Source organism: Waterburya agarophytonicola KI4 (genome assembly GCF_020640915.1).
GTDB classification, from domain to species: Bacteria; Cyanobacteriota; Cyanobacteriia; order Cyanobacteriales; family Xenococcaceae; genus Waterburya; species Waterburya agarophytonicola.
In genome coordinates this window covers 1-20,070 of record NZ_JADWDC010000006.1, presented here as the reverse complement: position 1 = coordinate 20,070, position 20,070 = coordinate 1, and the positions used below count along the sequence as shown (strand labels likewise).

General features: G+C 37.9%; 15 protein-coding genes. 10 read left to right on the top strand and 5 right to left on the bottom strand.

All coding sequences use genetic code 11. The features are described from left to right. Positions 1 to 112: 112 nt before the first annotated feature. Positions 113 to 1,180, bottom strand: a complete 1,068-nt coding sequence (locus I4641_RS03595; RefSeq protein ID WP_369426715.1) for a mannose-1-phosphate guanylyltransferase — start codon at positions 1,178 to 1,180, stop codon at positions 113 to 115. Between the two features lie 334 nt (positions 1,181 to 1,514). Between I4641_RS03595 and I4641_RS03590 the strand changes: the two genes are divergently transcribed. Continuing rightward, positions 1,515 to 2,876, top strand: coding sequence for an LCP family protein (locus tag I4641_RS03590; protein ID WP_229639094.1), 1,362 nt, complete (start codon positions 1,515 to 1,517; stop codon positions 2,874 to 2,876). Between the two features lie 39 nt (positions 2,877 to 2,915). Continuing rightward, positions 2,916 to 3,431: a pentapeptide repeat-containing protein gene (locus tag I4641_RS03585; RefSeq protein ID WP_229639093.1), complete on the top strand. Its 516-nt coding sequence runs from the start codon at positions 2,916 to 2,918 to the stop codon at positions 3,429 to 3,431. Positions 3,432 to 3,454: 23 nt separating this feature from the next. On the opposite strand, the gene I4641_RS03580 is transcribed toward I4641_RS03585, so the two are convergent. Then, entirely contained in the window at positions 3,455 to 4,744 is a 1,290-nt protein-coding gene (locus tag I4641_RS03580) for a tetratricopeptide repeat protein (protein ID WP_229639092.1), read from the bottom strand. A gap of 84 nt (positions 4,745 to 4,828) precedes the next feature. Between I4641_RS03580 and murJ the strand changes: the two genes are divergently transcribed. From murJ to I4641_RS03565, 3 genes are all read left to right on the top strand, one after another. Beyond that, the gene (gene murJ / locus I4641_RS03575; protein WP_229639091.1) at positions 4,829 to 6,436 is read left to right on the top strand and encodes a murein biosynthesis integral membrane protein MurJ; all 1,608 of its coding nucleotides are present in this window, start codon (positions 4,829 to 4,831) and stop codon (positions 6,434 to 6,436) included. 10 nt (positions 6,437 to 6,446) lie between these two features. Continuing rightward, entirely contained in the window at positions 6,447 to 6,683 is a 237-nt protein-coding gene (locus tag I4641_RS03570) for a DUF6737 family protein (RefSeq protein ID WP_229639090.1), read from the top strand. Positions 6,684 to 6,745: 62 nt separating this feature from the next. After that, positions 6,746 to 8,629: a two-component system response regulator gene (locus tag I4641_RS03565; protein WP_229639089.1), complete on the top strand. Its 1,884-nt coding sequence runs from the start codon at positions 6,746 to 6,748 to the stop codon at positions 8,627 to 8,629. Here the strand turns inward: I4641_RS03565 and I4641_RS03560 are convergent. Next, a complete protein-coding gene (locus tag I4641_RS03560; protein WP_229639088.1) occupies positions 8,626 to 10,074 on the bottom strand; it encodes a folate/biopterin family MFS transporter in 1,449 nt (482 codons plus the stop codon). The two genes, I4641_RS03565 and I4641_RS03560, sit on opposite strands and share 4 nt — an antisense overlap. A gap of 271 nt (positions 10,075 to 10,345) precedes the next feature. On the opposite strand from I4641_RS03560, the gene I4641_RS03555 reads away from it, so the two are divergent. From I4641_RS03555 to pheT, 3 genes are all read left to right on the top strand, one after another. Then, positions 10,346 to 11,557: an inorganic phosphate transporter gene (locus I4641_RS03555; protein WP_369426714.1), complete on the top strand. Its 1,212-nt coding sequence runs from the start codon at positions 10,346 to 10,348 to the stop codon at positions 11,555 to 11,557. 42 nt (positions 11,558 to 11,599) lie between these two features. Further along, positions 11,600 to 11,863 carry a hypothetical protein gene (locus I4641_RS03550; RefSeq protein WP_229639086.1) on the top strand — a complete coding sequence of 88 codons (264 nt, stop codon included), beginning with the start codon at positions 11,600 to 11,602 and terminating at the stop codon, positions 11,861 to 11,863. Between the two features lie 112 nt (positions 11,864 to 11,975). Beyond that, positions 11,976 to 14,411: a phenylalanine--tRNA ligase subunit beta gene (pheT, locus tag I4641_RS03545; RefSeq protein WP_229639085.1), complete on the top strand. Its 2,436-nt coding sequence runs from the start codon at positions 11,976 to 11,978 to the stop codon at positions 14,409 to 14,411. A gap of 124 nt (positions 14,412 to 14,535) precedes the next feature. Here pheT and I4641_RS03540 read toward each other — a convergent pair whose 3' ends face one another. Continuing rightward, positions 14,536 to 15,039, bottom strand: a complete 504-nt coding sequence (locus tag I4641_RS03540; RefSeq protein ID WP_229639084.1) for a hypothetical protein — start codon at positions 15,037 to 15,039, stop codon at positions 14,536 to 14,538. Between the two features lie 287 nt (positions 15,040 to 15,326). Between I4641_RS03540 and I4641_RS03535 the strand changes: the two genes are divergently transcribed. Beyond that, positions 15,327 to 17,393, top strand: coding sequence for a dynamin family protein (locus I4641_RS03535; RefSeq protein WP_229639083.1), 2,067 nt, complete (start codon positions 15,327 to 15,329; stop codon positions 17,391 to 17,393). 158 nt (positions 17,394 to 17,551) lie between these two features. Here the strand turns inward: I4641_RS03535 and I4641_RS03530 are convergent, their stop codons facing one another. Beyond that, the gene (locus I4641_RS03530) at positions 17,552 to 18,955 is read right to left on the bottom strand and encodes an ammonium transporter (RefSeq protein ID WP_229639082.1); all 1,404 of its coding nucleotides are present in this window, start codon (positions 18,953 to 18,955) and stop codon (positions 17,552 to 17,554) included. Between the two features lie 365 nt (positions 18,956 to 19,320). Here I4641_RS03530 and I4641_RS03525 point away from each other — a divergent pair. Further along, on the top strand, positions 19,321 to 20,070 hold a 750-nt coding region (locus I4641_RS03525; RefSeq protein ID WP_229639081.1), incomplete at its 3' end, for a cellulose binding domain-containing protein.

Sequence of the window (20,070 nt, the reverse complement as noted above, 5' to 3'; positions counted from 1 at the left end):
ATTATAAATTAAAGTAAGTAGAGGAGAAAGAAGAGATGAGGGAGATGGAGTAATAAGATAAAAACTCCGCTACACTCTAACTTCCCCCTCAACACTCCTCTTCTTTATAGATTTATAAAAGATGCTTTAAATCTGATCGCCCGTGGAGAAATTTAACTACACGTTTGATATCTTGGGTCTTACTTTTATCAACCACTAGAGTTACATTACCATCGCGAACAATGACTACATCTTTTAGACCAATAGTTACCACTACCTCGTCGCGATCGCTGCTATAGACTACTATATCTTTAGTGTTATGACTAATGTGAGTACCCAATTCTACGTTATCGAGATCGCCTTTTAATAGACGTTCGACACCATTCCAATCCCCCAGATCGTCCCAACCAAAATTAGCGCGAAGTACGCAAGCTAATTGGGTTTTCTCCATCAAGGCATAATCGATACTTTTTTTGGGTAATTCTGCATAGGCATCTTTTCCCTTTTCTGAAAGTAGATCTAATAAGTCAGGGGCATATTTTTTGAGTTCGCCTAAAACCACTCCTGCTTGGAAGATAAAGATCCCACTATTCCAGCTAAACTTACCCGTATCGATAAAAGATTGAGCCGTTTCTTTATTTGGTTTTTCAGTAAAGCGAGTTACCTTATAAATCGGCAAGTCAGGGCAATTACAATTCTCTTGAACTACCCCTTGTTCGATATATCCATAGCCTGTGGCTGGGCGATCGGGCGTAATACCCAAAGTTACAATTGATGGCTCGGTTGCAGCTTGTTTGGCAGCAACTTCTAGAGTTTTTTCGTAAGCTTGAGTATCTCCAATCCAATGATCGGCGGGAAAAAAACCGACAATTGCGTCTTTGCCATACTTTTTAGCTATTTCTAAAGTAGCCCAGGTAACTGCTGGTGCTGTATCTCTGCCTTGGGGTTCGATTAAGATGTTAGATTCGGGTAAATCAGGCAATTGCTCTTTGACTCCATCGGCAATCATTGCTGATGTAATTACCCAAAGATTAGACCAACTTCCTGCTAAATTCAAAAGACGATCGGCAGTGGCTTGTAGTAAACTTTTTCCGCTACCATCTAAACATAAAAATTGTTTTGGTCTTTTGAGGCGACTTACTGGCCAAAAACGTTCTCCTTTTCCGCCAGCCAAAATAATGGGAATTAGGTTCGCGATCATTGATTCTTCCTCTATAGTATAGTCATTATATTGATTGGCAGATTTCATTTATTCATTTATCCATTTATCCATTTATCCTTGTCTATGCCACGGAAAATAACATGGTATGGCAAACTGTCATTAGGAAAGTGGTGATTATGTAACTAAATAGTTCTTTTACTCTTTTTACTTTCCCTATTTTATTATTTGTGTAGTTTAAATATGTAACAATATAAAATCTGTATTGGTTTGTCCAAATAAAAGATTTTTCCTTTAATTAAATTGAATCTATATTAATCAAATTAATTAACATCAAACATAATATCAAATTATTCATCAAGCTATAATATTTCACATGAATCAGGAGCGATCGCATGGAAGAGAAAAAGCTTCAGCCAATTGGGAAAATGAGATTACGTTTTTCCACGAAGATACTCAAAAATTAGAATCCATTCCTATGGTAGATCGACATCCAGTTAAGCATCAGATTAACCTACTTGAAGAAGATTTTGAGAGGGACTCAAAACAGTCTTATTGGTTCTATTTTACTAGAGGTCTTTTTTGGGGGGTAATTGTTGGTTTTACGGCTATTTTATCTGCTAGTTGTGGTGTTGCTTTGACAAAAATAGATCGGGTAGAAAAAATTATTGTCAGAACGATTGATCGCAATTCTATATCTACCCAAGCTACTACTTCCAAGAGTCTAACTCGTCCAGTTAATATATTGGTACTAGAAGTTAAGCCCAGCTCTAGCCAAATAACTAAATTATCCCCAGAATTGGTCGGTGATAGTAAGACAATTTTGTTGTTACAATTTGAACCCCAATCTAATATCACCAGGATAATTAATATTCCTACTAATAGTCGAGTAAAGATACCTGATTTCGGTTGGGGAACTATAGCAGATGCAAATAGATATGGAGGTACAACTTTGGTGTCTCAAATGGTCGTACAGTTAATGGATGGATTAACCATAGATCGATACATCAGAGCAACCCCTGATATATTTCAAAAACTAATTGCTAGTGGCAAAATTACCCTCGATAATTGCAATGATAACCTAAGGAATTGTGCCGATCTTGACGAGCAAATTTTGCGCCAGGAAACAGCAGCAGAAACAATTCGTCAGCGGCTTAATATTCCTGGCTATTTAAGAAGTTTTAAAACTACTTTAAATCAAACCAAAGCTGGGCTAGATACTAATCTTTCTCTAGCAGAAGCTATGTCCATCGCTAATTTTGTTAAAGAATTAGAATCAGATGGGATTACTGTAAACTTAGTTTCGGGTTATGAAGCTGGTAAAACCATTAATATTAACGATCGCCTGGCAAAATCTCAATTAACAGGCGATCAAGCCAAATTAATTAAACCTCTTTCGACACAAGATAATAATTATTTATCAAACAATAAAAGCTCTTTACAACATCATCCCATAGCAATACAGAATACTACCGATAGTCCCGAATTAGGAATGCGTTTCGTCACTTATTTACGCCGTCAAAGTTTTCAAGATGTTTATTTAGTGGAGCATATACCGCTAAAATTAGATAAGACGAGAATTATTATCAATCAAAGCCAGTTATCTAGAGCCAAGCATCTCCAAAATATTATTGGTTTGGGTAGTTTAGAGCCAAAACCTGATGCCAAACAACAACCAATAACTATTCAGATCGGAGAGGATGCTCACTATTTACCTTTAGATAATCGTAATTATTAACTTTTTCTCAGACAACATAATTAAATTATTTTTAGTATTGTGATTTTATCTAAATTTAAACGGCGTTTATTCAATATCCTAGTTGTTATTACCCTCGCCTCGATCGCGGTTTTGCTCGATGCTCGTGTTGCGATCGCTCAAGAAAGTGCGGTTAACTATACTTATAGTGAAATTCGCGAACAAGACTTTTCTCATAAAAATTTAGTTGGTGGTGTCTTTGCTGCTGCAGATGCTAGAGGCTCTAATTTTGAAGGTTCAGATGTTAGTAATTCGATTTTAACTAAGGGAATTTTTATCAAAACCAATCTCAAAGATGCCAATTTTACTAGCTCGTTGATGGATCGAGTATCTTTTGAAAATTCCGATTTGACTAACGCAATTTTTCGCGATGCAGTAGCAACTAGCACGATTTTTGAAGGAGCAACCATTACAGGTGCAGACTTTACCGATGCTATTCTAGATCGCTATCAAATATATCAGATGTGCAAAAGAGCCGAAGGTACTAATCCCGTAACGGGAGTTGAGACTAGATATAGTTTGGGATGTCGAGATTAAAAATAATCAGTGACAAATGACAATCAACCAATATTCCTAATGTTATGTTGAATTTCCGACCATTGACGGGGAAATTTATCCTGGGTATAAACCAATAAAGCTTTATTCAAAAAAGCGATCGCCTGACGTTTATTAGCTGCTTTTTCTCCTTTGACTCGATGACGATAAGCACCACCTAAATTATTGTTGAGCATTGCCCAGTTATAAGGAAATTTTTCCAAAGTATGAATCGATAGAGCATTTTGATAGTGGGAGATAGAGCGTTCGATATTGCTGCTTTTATCGCCATTAATGCGAGATTGGAAAGCGTTGCCTAAATTATTCTGCAACATCGCCCAACGATGGGGGTTATTACTCAAGGTAAATACTTCTAAAGCCAATTCAAGACGATCGATCGCCGTTTCGATGTTTTCTGCTTTATCTCCTACCAAGCGGTTGGGATAAATATCTCCCAGGTTATTCTGACTTGCTGCCCAGTCATTAGGATAGTCTTCTAAAGTATGGACGGATAAAGCGCGATTGTAACAAATAATAGCTTGTTCGATATTTTTAGCGCGATCGCCCTCTATCCTGTAAGTATAAGCGATACCCAAATTGCGCTGAGTATTGCCCCACAAGTAGGGATATTTCTCTTGAGTAATTACTTCTAAAGCTAGATGGTAGGTAGCAATAGACGTTTGGATATTTTCTTGACGACTACCCAAAACGCGATCGCGATAGGCATTGCCCAAATTAGACTGAATCATCGCCCAATCTTTAGGAAAATTAATCGGCTTATAAGCTTGCAAAGCTGCTCCATAGCTGACAATGGCCATTTCAACGTTGTTAGATTTATCTCCTGCGGGATAACTAACAATCAGATTTCCAAAATTGACCAGATCGTTGGCGATCGCTCTTTGCTGTTGAGAATCTACGGATAAAATAGTTTCATTTGCCCAATATTTGAGAATATTAGTCAAATTTTGGTCTAATTTGTCTTGATTTTGCCGAATAAAGTCATAGATCTTGCTGGGTTCTACTTTATTAGATATTTGCTGCAACAAATTCATTAAAAACTCGAAATATTCTTTGCGTCGAGTATTAGAGGTATTAGTTTTTTGTAGCTGTAGTAGCTTTTCTGCCAAGTTAATCAAACGCTCCGCAGGAGCAAGTTCTCCCGATCTTCTTAACTTTTCCCCCACAGACATCAAGCAACTAATAAACTCTTGATTAACTAATTTTTTATTAGCGTTGAGAATATTGATTTCTTGCTCTCGGGGGTTGTTTAAGATAACGTCAATTAATTCAAGATAAGAATGTTCTAATTTACTCATGAGGAGATTTTAGAGACTACAAAAAATAAGCTTATGCCCACAACCGTATAATATATCGAACTCCGTTCCTAATATCTGTATATTGTGACTGCAAATAAAAAAACATCTCCATCGGTAGGTAGTATCGCCAAAATTGTCGCGATCGCAACATTAGTAAGTAAGCTGTTTGGTTTGATTCGTCAGCAAGTAATCGCCACCGCTTTTGGCATTAGTGCGGTAACAAATGCTTACACCTATGCCTATAATATTCTTCCTAGCTTTTTCTTAGTCATGTTAGGGGGAATAAATGGCCCTTTTCACAGTGCTTTGGTGAGCGTGTTAGCCAAAAAAGATCGAGCCGAAGCTGCACCCATTGTCGAAACAGTTACAACTCTAGTCAGCCTCGTTTTGTCCCTAGTTACCGTAACAATTATTATCTTTGCTCCAACAATTATCGATCTGTCGGGAGCGCAACTATCGATCGAGACAAAAGAATTAGCCGTATTGCAATTGCGAATCATGGCCCCTTTAGCCTTGCTAGCAGGTTTGATTGGAATAGGGTTTGGCACTTTAAGCGCGGTAGATAGTTATTTACTTCCCAGTATTAGTCCCCTATTATCTAGCGTCACTCTTACCTTTGGCGTAGTCTGTATTTTATGGAAATTTGGGGAGCAATTAGGCTCTCCTGAGTATTTTCAGATTGGGGCAATTGTTTTAGCGGGGGGTACTCTAGGAGGAGCAGTTTTACAGTGGTTGGCGCAATTAATTGTGCAGTGGAAAGCAGGAATGGGAACTCTACGCTTGCGCTTTGATTGGCGTATCCCAGGAGTGATGGATGTCTTTAGAATTATGACCCCTGCGGTAATTTCTTCGGGAATGTCTTATGTCAATCTGACTGTAGATTTATTATTTGTCTCTGGTATCGCGGGGGCTGCTTTTGCCATCACCACCGCTAATTTTATCATGTTGACTCCCGTAGGATTGATTTCCAACATAATTTTAGTCCCATTTTTACCTGTATTTTCTCGTTTGGCGGCCCCTGAAAACTGGCGAGAATTAAAAGTCAAAATTCGTCAGGGACTATTTTTGGGTGCGTTAAGTCTATTTCCTCTAACCGCAATTTTTATGTCTTTGGCTTTACCTATTGTTAAATTGGCATTCGAGCGGGGACAATTTACCATAGAAGATTCTCAATTCGTAGCTTCTCTGCTGGTAGTTTATGGATTTGGCATGATTTTCTATATTTCTAGAGATATCTTAGTTCGAGTATTTTATGCCTTGGGAGATGGCAAAACACCTTTCAAAGTCAGCATCGTTAATATTTTGTTGAATGCAGCTTTAGATTATGTCTTAATTGAAGTTTTCAATTTTGGCGCGCCAGGGTTACTAGCAGCAACTATCGGCGTGAATATTGTTTCTACATCAGTCTTTATTTGGATTTTGCACCGTCGTCTCAATGGTTTACCTTTGGTGCAGTGGAGCAAAGGTATTGGGGGTTTAGTTATCGCGACAATATTATCGGGATTAGCTAGTTATGGTGTCAGTCAAGGTCTAGAAAATACCATGGGAAATAGTAATTTACTATTGCTGTTAATTGAATTGAGTATATCTAGTGCCATAGCAATTATTATCTTTGGTTTAGTAGCCATGCAGCTAAAATTGCCAGAATTAGATATGCTAACGGGCAGAATTAAGCAAAAATTAGGTAGATAAAGAAAAAATCATGAATGAATCTACAAATATCTGGGATTATAAACCCTCCTGGTGTCAACCTTGGTCGATTATCTTAACAGGAGCGAGCATTACTTTTGCAAGCTGGCTGGTTTTGCATACAACCTGGATTACTATTGGTGTAGCTGGGGCTATTGCCTTGTGGTGGATTTACTTTTTGATTATTTACCCCAAAGCTTTTGCTGAATACTTAGAGGCTCAAAAAGACGAATTAAATACTCAACTTTGATACCAATTTCCTAGTTTTGGGAACTATAAACCTATAGATATAAGTTTTTAGAATTTGGTTTTTTGAATACTCAAGTGGAAAAATCCCAGGGAAATATTCTCATTGTTGATGATACTCCAGATAATCTGGATCTACTGGCTGCTATTCTCAAAAAAAGGGGGTATCAGACTCAGTGTGTTGACAATGGTGCAGAGGCAATTGAAGTTGCTCAATCGCAATGGGCTGAATTGATCTTGTTAGATATTCAGATGCCAGAAATGGATGGATATGAAGTTTGCCAACAACTAAAAGCGGACGCGCTGACCAAAGAAATTCCCGTTATTTTTATCAGTGCTTTAAATAACTTTACTGATAAGAAAAAAGCTTTTAAAGTTGGGGGCATCGACTATATCAACAAGCCTTTTGAAATCAAGGAAGTTGTAGTCCGAGTTGCCAATCAAATAGCGATCGCCAAAAGTAAACGTCAAATAGTCGAGCTGAATAATCAGCTAGAACAAAAGGTACAAGAGCGTACTGCTGACTTAGAAAAAAGCAATCAGCAATTGAAAGACGAGATTAACCGTCGTCAACAAGCTCAAGACAGACTGCTCAAAATGGCTCTCAACGATCCTATTACGGGATATGCTAACCGCAATTCGTTTATTAGTCGGCTTAAAAAGGCTTTAAGAGATACAGAGGTAATACCCAGTTACTTTTTTGCCGTAATTCTCTTAGAGTGCGATCGCTTTAGAAATATCAAACGAACCTTAAGCCATATTGATAGTAATCAACTTCTGATGGCAATTGCCCATACAATAGACTCTTGCTTGCCCGAAACTGCTTTACTCAGTCGCTTGGAAGGAGAAGAGTTTGGTATCTTTCTCGATTCTATTTCTGATGTTAAAGATGTTGTTGCTATGGTTAGAGCAATTCAAGAGAAGTTTAACCAGCCTTTAATAATTAAACAATGTAAAATTTTAGTCAATATCAATGCAGGAATTGTGATTGGCAATCAAGACTATCGAGATCCCGATCGTCTATTTAATGATGCCGATATTGCCATGCAACAAGCCAAAGAACAAGATGGCGATCGTATATTGGTATTTCAACCAGATATGTATATTCAACTCCAAGAAGATGTGGAGTCGTCAAAACACGAAATTGCTTTAAAACAAGCAATAAAGCGTCAGGAATTTGTCAATCATTATTTGCCGAGTATTTCTTTAAAAGACCATAGTGCAGTGGAGTTAGAGGCGTTAGTTCGTTGGCACAGTCCCAAAAAAGGTATAGTTTTACCTGTGGATTTTATCGATCGAGCCGAAGCAATGGGCTTAATGAATGCCATCGGTAATTTAGTTTTAAAACAAGCATGCCAGGATCTCCAAAAGTGGCATCAGAATCACCAAGATTGGAATGATTTGAGCATTTGTATTAATTTATCAGCTAAACAGCTTTTTCATCAGAGTTTGATTCCCAAAGTAGATATGATTCTACGGAAAATCAAAATTCAAGGACGACATATTAAATTTGATATTTCTGAAACAGTTGCCCTAGAAAACCCTAAAATGACTCTACAGGTTTTACAACAGCTTAAAAAACGCCAAATTAGACTGTGTTTGGATAATTTTGGTTCTGGTTATTCTTCCCTAACTTGTTTGCACCAGTTTCCTTTTGATGAAATCAAAATAGATCGTTCGGTTATTGCCAATATTGCTCAAGCCAACCTCAATCTGGAAAATGAAAAATATGCCACCCTCTTACTAGAGCAGATAATTAATATTGCTCATCAGATGAATATGTTGGTCTCTGCTACGGGTATAGAAAATAGCTATCAGCTCAATTTACTCAAAAATTTAGGATGCGATCGTGGACAAGGTTATTTTATTTCTAAATTGTTAAAACCAGAATCAGTCGAAAAGTTTTTACTTTGGTCCACTGACAATATTCACGATCTCAAAACAATTTAATCTTGCTTATTTCCAGAAACTGTATTGACTACGAATTCTGGCACTAAGTTAGGGGCGATATTCGATTCAACCAATCCCCCCGCACTATGTATGGGTGCTTCACCAGGGGCAAAGTTATTGGTGTTTGCTGCACCAGGATCTCCTGATGGTAGCCAACTTAAAAACGGTAGAGGTAACAGGGTAGAAAGATTGGTAATAGTTACCAACAGCCACAACTGATCAAAATTACTCTCCGTTACCCCCAGCCAAGAAGTGAGCAATGCCCCTAATTCATGGGATAACAACCCCGATAGATTCCAAATAGACATCAATAGGGCAAATAATGTTGCTTCGACCCCTTTAGGACATAGACGAGCGGATAAGACTAGTACGGGCATCCAGGTAATTTGTCCGACAACAGTTAAGATTAAACTATCGCCCAAGCTAAACCAGCGATCGTCAATACCCAAAGCACGGTTAGCATGAGTAACTAATAGTAGAGTTGTCATTCCTAAGACTGCTGCAATCACCGTACTCCAACCCAGAATTTTACGAAAAGGAACGGTTTTAAGATAGCGTTGGAATAAAAAGATACCAATCAAAGAAGCAAAACTGGTTACTAAACGAACTCTGCCGAGAAATTCTGGTTCGAATCCTAATTCATTGGTGCTAAAGAAAAAGAATGCTGAATCAGCCGTAGGAGTAGCTTGCCAGACGAATAAAAAGGCAATAGGCAACCAAACCTGTTTTTGTTTTAGCGCACCCCATAATTGTTTTATTTGTCCTTTCACGGGAGAAATTTTTGATTTGGAATTGCTCGAATCAATTTTTTCCTCGGCAATCAACCAAGCAACCGCCGAAACAATTAGAGGAAAAGTAGCGGTAATTTCAAATACTTGACTGCTGCTTAAATGTTGTAATAATAAACCACTAAAATAAGCTGTAATCAATCCTCCTAAAGCAGAACATCCCCAAGATAATGACTGTAGCGAGCCTGACTGAGAGAGAGATTCTTCTCTAGCTCTTTCCACGATTAAAGAATCAACAATTACATCGCTAACCGCAACAGAAAGAGAAGTTAGGAGAATTACCAATGTTGCAGTCCAAGCACTGTTGACTAAAGTCGCTAGAGCCAACCAGGATATAGTTCCGAGAAATCCTGATAGGATGAGATATGGTCGACGGCGATAGCCAAAAATAGGCAAACCATCGGATATAAAGCCAAATAATGGTTTAATAATCCAGGGTAAGGAAGAAATACCCGTTAGTGCTGCAACTTCAGCAGGGGTTAAACCTAAATCATCTTTAAGGAAAAAACTGACTGCCAAACGAGCAAGTCCTAGTATTCCTTGAACAAAATATACTGTGAGGATGCCAAACAACTCAGGAGTCGGTTCGTTACCAAATAGAATTTTTTCTTGAATAAATTTTTTAAAGCCTTTGAATTCAAAGGAATTAGCAATCATGTATTTTATTAAAGTTTTATAACTATAGTTAATGATACGCAATCTTTCTCACAAAAAGCCTCTACTTTCAGACTGAATTTCAAAATAAAGATGAAAGTCAAGCAAAAATATCTAGTGGGTATTGCTATTTGAATTCTGGCGATTGCTTTTTTGTTAACGAACTTTACTTGTACTTCTATTGCTATTCCACCAGAAAACTCCAAGCCCTAATCAGTAATTAATTTTGTTTACAACTACAATCTTCTCTCTAGTATTGATCTCCCTGCTGGCTATGTATGTCGCCTGGAATTTGGGGGCAAACGATGTCGCCAATTCTATGGGTACATCTGTCGGATCGAAAGCAATTACCCTAACTCAAGCAATTGTAATTGCAGGGATATTAGAATTTACTGGTGCAGTAATTTTTGGTCATCAAGTGTCTGCTACCCTGGCGACAAAAATCGCGAACCCAAGTTTGTTTGTTGATCGCCCTGAAACTTTTATGGTGGGCATGATTGCCGTATTGCTTTCCTGTGGCATCTGGTTGCAGATAGCTACCAGCAAAGGCTTACCCGTGGCTTCGTCTCATGCGGTGGTAGGTGCGATCGCGGGTTTCAGTTGGGTAGCTATTGGTAAAGAAGCGATCGCCTGGAAGAATATTGGTTTTATTTGTTTGGGTTGGGTGGTAACTCCTTTGGTTAGTGCGATCGTAGCAGGGAGTTTGTATAGTTTGTTGCGCTATTGGTTATTTGAGCGAGAAGATAATCTAGAGCAATTAAAGGAATGGATACCCTGGTTGAGTTCGGCTTTAATCAGCATCTTTGGCATTATTGTTTTGCCGACTATCGTGCAGTTACCCTTGTTTAATTATTTGTTATTACCAGAACAAACTATTAGTTTGGGTATTGGTTTAACTGCCGTAATTGGCATTACTTTATACGGCTGGAATCGTTTAGAAGCTTATCAACGACAAAAAATCCAGACTTCTATTTTAGAAAAGATTATGGGCAAATTTCAGGTGATGAGTGCCTGTTTTGTCGCTTTTGCCCACGGATCGAACGATGTAGGAAATGCGATCGCTCCCCTTGCTGCGATCGTTTATATTATCAATACCAATGCCGTACCGATAAACGAACTCGATATTTCTACTTGGATTTTAGTCTTAGGAGGTATGGGTATAGTTGCAGGGTTGGCAGTACAAGGAAAAAATGTCATTGCTACTGTAGGCGAAAATATTATTACCATCGTACCCAGTACGGGTTTTTGTGCCGAAATTGCTACCGCCACGACTATTTTGTTAGCCTCTCGCATTGGTTTGCCCGTCTCTACTTCCCATGCCTTAGTGGGTAGTGTAATTGGTATTGGGTTGATGTCTGCCAATCAAAAAGTACGTTGGTCGACAATTAAATCAGTAATATTAGCTTGGGTAGTAACCCTTCCTGTGGCAGCTATTTTGGGCGCGGTTATTTTTTCTTTGCTCTCCCTCTTGCCTTGGTTTGGTTAAAAAAAAAGATCTTTAGCTTGTGCATTAGCTAAAAAAGATAATATGGGGTTTTTTGCTCCTCCTGATGTGGTTCAACCGATGTCTTTAATTATGAATAAAACATATAAAACACCAGGATTTGCTCGCCATTTAAAAGATTTTTGTGAAGATAAAAAAGGTAGTGTTTTATGCAAAAAAGGTAGTGAAAGAAGTTATAGATTTAGATTTATCAACCCAATGATGCAACCTTATGCAATTATGCATGGTCTAGCAAATAATCTTATTGATCAAGAGGATTTGAAGAAGTTTATCGAAAAAATTCAGTAAAACTGTAAGGAATTGCGATCGCCCTACCTCCTGACTACCTTTAAACCCTCAACGATTTAACGCTAAAATACTCTTTGCAGAATTATAAATAAATCATAAATTAAGGGCAGAAATGCGCGTCTCTCTAAACTGGCTAAAAGAATTTGTCGATATACATATGTCTCCCGAAGAATTGGGGAGAGTGCTGACTATTGCAGGATTTGAACTAGAAGAATTAATCGATCTGCGGAAAAATGCAGATGGGGTAGTAGTAGGAAAAGTAGTAGAGCGATCGCAACATCCTAATGCTGATAAGCTAAGTGTGTGTAAAGTTGATATCGGTGCAAACGAACCTTTAAATATAGTTTGTGGTGCGTCTAACGTGCGGGCGGATATTTTTGTTCCTGTAGCTACGGTGGGGACATATTTACCAGCAATAGATTTGAAACTCAAGCCTACCAAACTGCGGGGCGAACCTTCGGCGGGGATGATTTGTTCTTTGACGGAGTTGGGTTTGGAAAAAGATTCTGACGGGATACATATCTTCGAGGAAAATAATATCAAGCCTGGGGATGACGTGCGCCCTCTTTTGGGTTTAGATGATGTAATTCTAGATTTGGCTACTACTGCTAACCGCGCCGATGCTTTAAGCATGGTGGGTATTGCGCGGGAAGTTGCAGCTTTAACTGGCGCAAAGGTGAGATTACCCGAAGTTAAGTCACAGGATATTGCGGCAGATAGTTCTTTAAATGTAGACGTTAAGGAAACCGATGCTTGTATGGCATATATCGGTACGGTAATTGAGGGAGTAAAAGTTGAACCTTCTCCCGACTGGTTAAAGTGGCGACTGGAAGCAGCAGGTACTCGCCCGATTAATAATGTGGTAGATATTACTAATTATGTTTTGCTCGAATGGGGACAACCACTACACGCTTTTGATCGCGAGAAACTTCAAGAGGTTGCAGGAAATAACAATTTAACTTTAGGGGTTCGCTTTGCTAAAGAGGGAGAGAAGTTAAAGACTCTCGACGAACAGGAAAGAGAATTAACCACCCAGAACTTATTGATTACCGCTAACGATAAACCCGTGGCATTAGGGGGAGTTATGGGAGGCGAAGAGACGGAAGTTGACGATAATACTAACAATATTGTTTTAGAAGCAGCCTTGTTCGATCCTGTAGCAATACGTCGCTCATCCCGCGCTCAAGGTATGCGTAGCGAAGCTTCTACTCGTTACGAACGGGGAGTAAACCAAGTAGAATTAGAATCTGCTGGCAAAAGAGCGATCGCATTATTACAAAAACTTGCTGGTGGTACTCCCAAAGCTCAATCTATTGCCGATAGTCGTATAGATTTCTCTAGTTTACCCGCGATCGAGTTGCGTTTGAGTAGAATTAATCATCTTTTGGGTGCGGTAAATAAAGCAAACGGTATCGGTTACATTGAAGCGGGAGATGTGGAATCAATTTTAGGTGCTTTAGGTTGTAATTTAGAGCTAGTAGCAGGAAAGGATAACACTTGGTTGGTTAAAGTCCCTCCTTACCGCTATCGCGACTTAGAGCGAGAAATTGACCTCATAGAAGAAGTTGCTCGTCTTTATGGTTACGATCGCTTTTGCGATACTCTCCCTGCTAAAACCGAATCTGGGCAATTGTCTCCGGAATATGCGATCAAGAATAAACTCCGTGCTGTATTAAGAGGGGTGGGTTTAACAGAAGTAGTGCAGTATTCTCTAGTAAAACCTACAGGTATTGAGGTAACTCTCGATAATCCTTTGTTTGCCGAATATTCGGCATTGCGAGGCGAACTGTTTTCTGGTTTGTTAGATTCCTTTGCTTATAATTTGGCACAGGGTAACGGCGCGTTAAATGCGTTTGAAATCGAACGGGTATTTTGGCAGGAAGGGGAAGAATTAAAAGAAAAAGATTCCCTTGCAGGAATTATGGGGGGAAATATTACCTCCGAAGGCTTGTGGGTTAATGGTGGCAAGGGTACGCCCATGAGTTGGTACGATGCTAAAGGAGTATTAGAAAATATTTTTAGCAATCTAGGTATCAGCGTCGAATATCGCCCAGAAAACATTCAAGATAGACTTCACCCAGGGCGTACTGCTGCACTGTGGCTGCAAGGCAGAAATTTGGGTTTATTCGGGCAAATTCATCCCCAATTAGCCCAAGAGAGAGATTTACCTAACGAAGTATATCTTTTTGAATTAGATTTCAGCTTGTTACTCACTGTCTTAAATCGAGATTCCATCACCACTCCTAAGTTTAAAACCTATTCTACCTATCCAGGTTCGGCTAGAGACTTGGCTTTCTTTGCACCTTTAGATATATCAGTTACTGCTATTGAAAAGGTAATGAATAAAACAGGTGGTAAGTTACTCCAAAAAGTCGAAGTGTTTGATGAATACAAAGGCAAAAACGTTCCTGAAGGGCAACGGAGTTTAGCTTTCAATTTAGTTTATCAGGCAAGCGATCGCACTTTAACTGACAAAGATGTCGATCCCGTTCATCAAAAAGTTCGCGATACTTTAGTCAAGAAGTTTTATGTGACTTTAAGAAGTTAATTTTTTAAAGCTTCTAGCTATTGACTATTAGCCTTTACAAGAGGGGTTTATTCCTCTCTTGTATAAAATTTTTAGAGTAATAACAAGTTACATGTAAAATTTTTGAAATAAATAAATAATGTTTTTAATTATCGTTAAATCGATAAACCTTAAACTTGTACATTTCAATTAATCCTCGGTTGGAAACTTTTAGAAGATCTGATATCTGTTCTTCCCAAATAATTTCACCACGATAAAAGAACTTAATTCTGTTTGAGTTTCTGGGAATATCGACGGAGATCGTTCTAAAGAAATTAATCTCTGCTAATTTATCTCTCATCGCAATATCAAAAGGAAACAACCCAGCTTCCATTAACCTTTCTTTTTGAAAAGCAGTAGGATACCATCCTTTTTCTAGAGCTTGTATAAAAGTTTCGTTGGCATCTGGAAGAATTAGTTTTTTATTTTCCATCGAAGCACGATATTCTAGACTAAGAAACCATCCAATAAAAGCTTGAATTCTACTTTCTAAATTATTACTACAGTTCTCAATTAAATCGCAAATTTCCTGGTCAAAATAGACTCCATATCTTTTGAGAGTTGGAAAATATTTACGAATAATTTCTTCTTTTGCAAAAGATAATTCCATTCCATAAAGCATATTGTTTAGACTTTTTCCTAATCTTTATATTCCTAAATAAAAACTAGCTAATCTTACATATTAGAGATCAGAGATCGTCTTTATTTTATCAAGTAGGCGATCGCACTTTAACCAATAAGGATCTCGATCCCTTACATCAAGAAGTTTGATGTGACTATAATACAACGCTTAACTGAACTTCGGTTAGGCTTTTTTTGTGTTGAAATAAATGACTATATTAGATTTATTGTGATATGAAAGAAATAACAAATATCTCTCTCAACAACAATTTCAAAATGAAAATCGAAACTCAAAGCTTCCTGAATGATCTTAGTAAAGTTGCCCGCGCTAGAATTGATATCGCTAATTCAATGGCAGTAATTGCCCACTCTATTGAAGATGCCGAAAAAATAAATCAAACCAAATCAGGAAAATTAGAGTTAGAAAGAGATATCGACGATCTGAAAAAAGCAGGTACTAACTTACGAGAAGGTGTGTTTCGCTTGTTAGTATTAGGTGATATGAAGCGGGGCAAAAGTACGTTTCTTAATGCTCTAATTGGAGAGAATATATTACCCAGTGATGTTAATCCTTGTACTGCGATTTTAACGGTATTGCGTTATGGAGAACATAAGAAGGTTACAGTTTATTTTAATGATAAAACCGAACCAGAAGAAGTAGACTTTAAAATATTTAAACATCGCTATACTATCGATCCCGCCGAAGCCAAACGTTTAGAACAAGAAAAGAAATTAGCTTTTCCGACGGTAAGTCATGCGATCGTTGAATATCCTTTAGCTTTGTTAGAAAAAGGAGTAGAAATTGTCGATAGCCCTGGGTTGAATGATACAGAAGCCCGCAATGAATTATCTTTGGGATATATTAATAACTGTCATGCAATTTTATTTGTTTTAAGAGCAACTCAACCTTGTACTTTAGGAGAACGTAGATATTTAGAAAACTATCTTAAAGATCGAGGTTTAACAGTCTTTTTCTTGATCAATGCTTGGGATCAAGTTAAAGAAAGTTTAATCGATCCTGACGATCCAGAAGAATTAGAAGAAGCCGAATTTAAGCTGAAACGAGTATTTAAAGCAAATTTAGCAGAATATTGTTATCGAGATGAAGAAGATCTATACGAAGAAAGAGTATTTACCCTTTGCTCTTTGATGGCATTACGAAAAAGAATTAAAGATACCAATGCAGATTTATCGGGTACGGGTTTTCCTAATTTTTTAGGTTCGCTAAATAAATTTTTAACCCAAGAAAGAGCGATCGCGGAATTACGCCAAACTAGAATATTAACTAAACAAACTTATACCCACGTTAAAGAAGCAGTCAATCGAAGAATTCCCTTATTAGAATCAGATATAAATGAATTAAAAGAAAAGATTGCTTCTGTTGCCCCAGAGTTTCAATTATTAAATGAAATTTGTGAAGACTTCAAACAAGAAATCAGAAAAATAGGCGATGAAAAATCTACAGCGATCGCCCAATCTTTTGCTAATTTTATAATTGATTTAGGTAATACTTTTGAGACAGACTTTATTCGCTACCAACCCAGTTTAAACTTTTTAGACTTCCTATCTTCAGGTAAAAGAGAAACATTTGAAAGAGAACTAACTAATGCCTTTGAACGCTATGTTAATGACAAGCTAGCCGAATGGAGTCGCGGTGCAGAAAAAGATATGGAATCAGCATTCGCTCAACTATCTTCGATCGCGACTAGCTATGGCGTAAATTACACCGAAGTTACCAACAAAATTACCGAAAAACTTACAGGGCAAAAAATACCCCGTGTGGGAAAAGTCAACCCAGAAGATAATTCTCCTAGTTGGGCAAAATGGGCAGCAGGTATCTTCTCTTTAGCCAGGGGGAATTTAGCTGGTGTAGCAATGGCTGGAGCAGGATTTGATTGGAAAAATATCATGCTCAATTTTATTACCGTATACGGTGTCGGTACTATCATTACTGCCATTACAGGAGTCGTATTAGGGCCGATTGGCTTTGCTTTATTAGGTTTGGGCATAGGGGTATTTCAAGCCGATCAGGCTCGCAAAGAGTTGGTAAAAGCAGCCCGTAAAGAGCTAGTTAAATACTTGCCCAAAGTAGCTCAAGAACAATCACCCAAAGTAGCAGAAGCAATTACAGAATGCTTTACAGCTTACGAACGAGAAATCAGCGATCGCATGAACGAAGATATTACCTCGCGCAAAGCAGAATTAGATAACTTAGTCGAACAAAAACAAAGGGTCGAAATTAACCAAGGAGCAGAAATAGCAAGATTGCAAAAGCTAGAAGAAAATGTGGCAAAAGAAACCAACAAAATTGAAGATTTATATCAACAATTTGCTAATATATAGTGTTTCTTAACATGTAGCTTTCCTTTTAGATCAATGATGCGATCGCTTTAAACATCTGCTTGATATAATTTTTTAGGGCATCGTCAAAAACTTGTCACTTTGAACTAGAGTTATTATGCCCATTCCCAATTAATTGTTAGTTGAGAGTAGATATCACTTCATGAAAAAGTGCCATCACTTCCTTCTCTTTCTTCTTCTTTAGATACTCTCAGGGCTTTGCGAGCAAAGTGGAGATATCGATAAAAATGATTTTGATTTAACTCTCTATCCCCTAGAGAATAAGACCTATTTGTAGAAGATTTAAAAGTATTGTTGATAGATTCCAGTAGGTAAATTATCAACCCAATTAATAACCAAAAAATTAAACTAAAAATTATCGTAGCCAGATTAATAGCTATAATTCCGATCGCTTGAGCAAATATCTGTTCTATCCTAATCACAGGATAATTAATATAAGGGGGGAGTTGATTAGCAAACAAACCCGCAGCAAGTGTTCCCCAAATACCGCATCCCAAATGAACGGGAATCGCTCCTACAGGATCGTCAATTTTTAACTGCTCTAATAATTTCTCCAACAGAATAATCCAAATACTACTAACCGCACCAATAATAATTGCAGCTGCCAAACTTACATAGACAGAAGAGGCAGTAATACTAACCAATCCTCCCAAAATTCCGTTAATTACTAGAGACAAAGCAGGTTTGTGACTCCGCAATCCCCGCAGCAATAAAACAAACACTCCCCCAGATGCCCCAGCCAACATCGTAGTAGCAATGATATGGGGAATATGAGCGATCGATCGAGCCGATCCTCCATTAAACCCCAACCAACCCAACCATAGAATCAGACAACCTAAAGTAGCAAAAGAAAGATTGTTATAGCCAAAATTTTGAGGAGAATCGTTAAACCTATGACCCTTTGTTGCATCGGGATTATAGCCCTGCCAGCCCCTGCGAGGACCGATCAAAATCGTACCTACCAATCCAGCCATTCCCCCAACAGAATGTACTACTGTCGAACCAGCAAAATCTAAAAAATTAAAATTAGTCGTCAGCCAACCATTAGGATGCCATACCCAACGACCAGTTATGGGATAAGCGATCGCAACCAAACAAAAACTAAAGCTAAAAAAAGCCCAAAATTTTACCCTCTCCGCCATTGCACCAGAAACAATCGTGGCGGTAGTACCTGCAAAAACCAACTGAAAGAAAAATACCACCATCCAAGGTTGATTGGGATAAAGTATCTGCAAACTATCAAAACCACCGCCAAATCCATTTTGCAATGGTGGATCGAAAGCCTGAAAGAATAACCCCGTATTTCCCAGCCAACCATTACCATTACCGAACATCAAACCAAAACCCAAAATCCAAAAAGCCAAGATAGAAACACAGAAGACAATCAGATTTTTGGCTAAGACGTTGGTAGAATTGCGGACTTGACACAAACCAGTCTCCAGCATGGCAAAACCCGCATTCATAAAGAAGATCAAACTTCCCGCCACCACTAGCCACAAGGTTTTTAATTGTTCGGACTCAGTAATAACAGCTACTTGAGCCATGGCTGGTTTGATCGCGATTATTAAAAAAATGCCGCCTAAGAATAAACCAAAATATCGATAACTAGACTTATTTGCGATCGCCACTTTAAATAAATTTCTGTAATATGATTGTCCCTAATTCTAGGCTAATTGGGCAACACGACACAAATTAGTAATTTCTTATAACTTACTCCCAACATTACCTAGTTACTAGTTTGCGATCGAGATCCTAAATATGCAACGTTTCATATCACTACTACCTATTATCAAGAAAAGATAAAGTTAATTTGTTGGTAAACAAAGAACTGATAAAGAAATAAGTACAAGTAAAGCTTAGTTGAAAAATCAGATTGAATATTGAATTTCTTATAAAGACAAAATTTTCCATGAATAAAATGCTAGTTAATCAAAAAACTTTTAATCTTAAATCGACAATTACTGATGATTGGGGTAACCGTCATAGAGTAGCTATCGACCTAGAAGCTAAATCGACAGCCGAAAACTGGAAAATGGAATTTTCTCTACCCAATGATTATGAAATCAAAGAGATTTATGGTGCTGAATTAATTGAAGAAGGAGGCAAAACTTATCTTTCAGGAGCAAATTGGAATAAATCTCTAGATTCAGGAGATAAGACCGAGATTGTTTTAATTGTTGATGAAGGTAATAGTCGTAATCAAAATCCGATCAAACCTACATTTGTTTTTGCCGATTCGACAAATTCTGATTCTATGAATTATAAGTTAGATACTAGTAGTTTGATTGCGGAAGATTGGGATGGTGGATACAAAATAGAACTAGATATTACCGCCCAATCAAAAGCCCAAGCATGGACGTTAGATTTTGAACTGCCCTACGAAATCAGCGAATCTTATGGCGTAGATTTAATCAATAATGGCGACGGTAGCTACACTATCAACGGTCAAAACGATCAGGTAGACCTGAATAAAGGACAATCTATCAAGCCGATCTTTATCGTTCAAGACAACGGAAAACAAGCTATAGTTCCTAGCTTTGACGATTCTGTATCAGTATCAGAAGGAAAAATTCCACCAACCGTCAATAATACAAACAATAATTACGCACCAGTAAATATCCCTGAAGGTAATGGACAATCAGTAGGACAACAAGGTAAG